4 protein-coding genes are annotated in these 3,876 nt (G+C 63.4%); 3 read left to right on the plus strand and 1 reads right to left on the minus strand.

Going from position 1 to position 3,876, the window contains the following annotated elements:
• Positions 1 to 669 (plus strand): AraC family transcriptional regulator (locus AC5DC2_RS20760; RefSeq protein ID WP_491699860.1); only part of this gene is annotated, 669 nt, incomplete at its 5' end.
• Between the two features lie 13 nt (positions 670 to 682).
• On the opposite strand, the gene AC5DC2_RS20765 is transcribed toward AC5DC2_RS20760, so the two are convergent.
• A complete protein-coding gene (locus AC5DC2_RS20765; protein ID WP_491699861.1) occupies positions 683 to 1,540 on the minus strand; it encodes a MurR/RpiR family transcriptional regulator in 858 nt (285 codons plus the stop codon).
• A 272-nt stretch (positions 1,541 to 1,812) separates the two neighbouring features.
• Here AC5DC2_RS20765 and murQ point away from each other — a divergent pair, with 272 nt between their 5' ends.
• The gene (gene murQ, locus AC5DC2_RS20770; RefSeq protein ID WP_491699862.1) at positions 1,813 to 2,745 is read left to right on the plus strand and encodes an N-acetylmuramic acid 6-phosphate etherase; all 933 of its coding nucleotides are present in this window, start codon (positions 1,813 to 1,815) and stop codon (positions 2,743 to 2,745) included.
• A 63-nt stretch (positions 2,746 to 2,808) separates the two neighbouring features.
• The coding region (locus AC5DC2_RS20775) for an ABC transporter substrate-binding protein (protein ID WP_491699863.1) at positions 2,809 to 3,876 on the plus strand (1,068 nt) is incomplete at its 3' end.

The following is a 3,876-nucleotide window of genomic DNA, read 5'->3' on the forward strand; positions in this document are numbered from 1 at the left end:
CGGTTGCGGCTGCACCGGGCAGCCGGCGAACTCGTCAATTCGGATGCGCCGGTCGAGGCGATCGCGAAACGGGCCGGATCATCCGGCGTACCGGCGTTCACCCGTCTTTTCAAGGCCACCTACGGCATCACCCCAGCCGCCTACAGGAGGGCCGGCCGGCACACGATGTTTGATCAACCGGTCCCTGAAAGGAACCATGACATGTATGACGTCACGTTGCGCGATATGGAGGAGCGGCGGCTTGCGGGCCTCCCGCACCGCGGCTCCTATATGGAAATCGACAGGGCCTTCGGTCCGGCGGCGGGCATGATGGCCGCTGCCGGGGCCCTCGGTCCGCAAACGGAGATGATCGGCGTCTACTATGACGACCCCGGTCTGACGGAGGAGAAGGACCTCAATGCCTTCGCGGGCCTCACGCTCGCCGACGGCGCCGATGTGCCGCAAGGGCTGGAGACCCGTTTGGTTTCGGGCGGTCGCTATGCGGTGCTCACCCACAAGGGGCCCTATGCCGAGCTGCACAAGGCCTATCACTGGTTTTATGGCAGCTGGCTTCCCGCCGCCGGTCACGAGCCCGCCGACGCTCCGCCTTGCGAGATCTATCGCAACGACCCGCGCGATACGCCGCCTGCCGAACTCATCACCGAGATCTGCGTGCCGCTGAAGGCCTGAGACTTGCGGCGCTCTACTTTTCGGCGCCAAGCTTGAGCGCGGTCACCGCCTCGCCGCTGTCGGCGATGTAATCGCCGGCATCCTTCTGCCGCTGCAGCAGCAGGATGAAGAGGAAATCCGTCAGCATCAGCTGCGCGTCGCGGGCGGTGATGGCGGATGAGCGCACCCGTTCCTCGTCGGCAATCGTGTAGAGCGTGATGTCCGCGCCGCGCGCGACCGGGTTCTGCTGCGGCCCGGTGATCGAGACCACGGCCGCGCCGCGTTTTGCGGCAAGCTCGGCAATCCGCACCGTTTCGATACTGGTGCCGGAATGGGAGAGCGCAAAGAGCACGTCGCCGGTCTTCGAGGCCGAGACATTGGCCATCTGGACATGGCTGTCGGCATCGTGAAGCGCATAGCGGCCAAGCTTCTGCAGTTTGAGGCAGAAATCGCGCGCCACCAGCGAGGAGGCGCCGACGCCGGCCACGTGAATGCGGCCCGCCGTGTCGACCAGATCCATGACGCGGGCGATGTCGCGCTCGTCATTGGCGGCGATGGTCTGCTGCATGGCGTGCATCTTGCTCGAAAGCATCTTCTGCGCCACCGTCGCCGGGCTGTCGCCGAGTTCAATCGTGCTGTGCAGCGCGCCGGGCGGCCGCCAGGCGTGCGCTCTCGCCTTGCTGACGGCGAGCTTCATCTCCTGATAGCCGGAAAAGCCGAATTTCTGGGCGAATTTCACCACGCTCGACTGGCTGCGGCCGGTCCGTTCGGCAAGGCGCGCGGAGGAAAGCCGGAGAACCTCGTCGGGATTGTCGAGGATGAAACGGCCGATCTGCCGGTCCGCCGGAGAAAGATTGTCAAGCTGGGCTTCTATCACATTGAGAACGGACACGGTTTTCCTCGGTCAGCCGGTGTAAATGCTGGAATAATAAATTCCTTTTCGCGGAATACAATGGAATGATTGCCAAAGCGTAACGGTTTCGCGGCCTCAGGCAGGCGGGCGCAAGCCCCCACCTCTTCAGCCTAAACGTGCCCGAACCGATTGGAATAAAATATTCTGAAATGAATTTGACAAATGGAATTTGTGATTATAGCCTTTCCCGAACGCTGCGATGACAAAGAACAAAAATAACGCATCGCGCGGCAGACAAGGGGAATGCATTCATGAATTTGCTGGCCGGCGAGCTTGAAAAACTGGTGTCCGAGGGGCGCAATCCGCGCACGCTCGATCTCGACCTGCTGTCGGCGCGTGAAATCATCGAAAAGATCAATGCCGAGGATGGCGAGGCCGCGATTGCCGTCGGCCGCGAGACCGACGCCATTGCGAGCGCCGTCGAGCGCATCGTCGAGGCCTTCAATGCCGGAGGCCGGCTTGTCTATATCGGCGCGGGCACGAGCGGGCGGCTTGGCGTTCTCGATGCCTCCGAATGCCCGCCCACCTTTTCCGTTCCCCCCGGCATGGTCGTCGGCCTTATCGCCGGCGGCGAGAAGGCGCTGACCACCGCCGTCGAAGGGGCGGAGGATGATCCGGCGCTGGGCGCTGCCGACCTGAAGGCCATCGGCCTGACGGCACGGGATGTCGTCGTCGGCATCGCGGTCAGCGGGCGCACGCCCTACGTCATCGGGGCCCTGACCTATGCGAAGGAAACCGGTGCGGCGACTGTCGCGCTTTCCTGCAATCCATCTTCCGTCATCGCGGAAATCGCCGATATCTCGATCGCGCCGGTCGTCGGCCCGGAAGTGCTGGCCGGTTCCACAAGGCTGAAATCCGGCACGGCGCAGAAGCTCGTTCTCAACATGCTGAGCACGGCCAGCATGGTCCGCATCGGCAAGGTCTACGAGAACCTGATGGTCGATGTGACGGTGTCGAATGCCAAGCTTTACGCGCGCGCCGTGCGGATCGTCATGGAGGCATCGGGCGTTGCGGCCGAGACCGCCGAAAAATTGCTCGAAAAGACGAAGAACGACGTCAAGCTCGCCATCCTCCTGGCGCTGACGGATATGGAACTGCAGGAGGGCCGCGATCTCCTTGAGGAGACCGGCGGCTTCCTGCGCAAGGCGATCAATCAGAAGACGGCGACAAGCCGCGATAGCTGAAGTCTCTCCGGTGTCGGCAGGAGGCCGCATCGGCAACGCTCAATAATCTCGAGGGAAATGATCATGGGCAGACCCCGTTTCAAGAATCTGGTTTCCGCTGTCGCCGTTGCTGCAGCGCTCGGCGTCGCGGGCGCGGCGGTTCCGGCCGCCGCGGCAACGCTGAATATGGCCTGGTCGCAGGATGCGACCGGTCTCGACCCGCACAAGCAGACGGCTTTTTCGTCGCTGCGCCTGCTGGAACTCGTCTACGAGCCGTTGGTGCGCACCGATAGCGAACTCAACATCGCGCCGGCGATCGCCACGTCCTGGGAATTCTCGGAAGACGGCCGGACGCTGACCTTCAAGCTCGACCCGGATGCGAAATTCTCCAATGGCGACAAGGTGACGCCGGCGGATGTGAAAGCATCCTTCGAGCGTATCCTGAACGAGGAAACCGGCGCTTCCGCCCGCGCCAACTTTCTCTCCATCGAAAGCATCGACACGCCGGATGACGAGACCGTGGTTTTCAACCTGTCGCAGCCGGATGTGCCGCTGTTGACGGCGATGTCCTCGATCAACGCCGCGATCGTTCCGGCAAGCGCCATCGAAGCGGGCACGATCGGCACGGAAACGCTCGGCTCCGGCCCCTTCGTTCTGACAAGCTGGGAGCCGAACTCCCGCGAGGTGCTCGCCGCCAACGAAAACTGGGCGGGCGGCGAGGTTGGCGTCGACGGCATCAACATTTCGGTCCTGCCCGATGAGACCGCGATCCTCGCGGCGCTGCGCACCAACCAGGTGGATTTCGCGTTGATCAACGATCCGCTGGTCGCCACGCTCGTGCCGAACAATCCGGGCCTGACGCTGACCCGCGAACCGGTGCTGAACTACCATGTGCTGCAACTGAACGCCGATCGCGGGGCGATGACCGAGCAAAAGGTCCGCCAGGCGATCTCCTGCGCGATCGACCGCCAGGACGTGCTCGACGCGGCGCTTCTGGGCGAGGGCAAGGTGACCGGGCCGCTGACCATGCCGGCCTATGCGACCGATCCGTCCGAGCTCTTCTGCTATACGCCCGATCTCGACAGGGCAAAGGCGCTGATGGCCGAGGCCGGCTATGAGGACGGCTTCTCCGCCAAGGTGATGGCGGCGACC

The sequence above is a fragment of the Martelella sp. genome, from assembly GCF_984369615.1.

Excerpts from the sequence above, each read along its gene's own strand:
- murQ (WP_491699862.1), top strand. The coding sequence starts at position 1,813 with ATGAATTTGCTGGCCGGCGAGCTTGAAAAACTGGTGTCCGAGGGGCGC.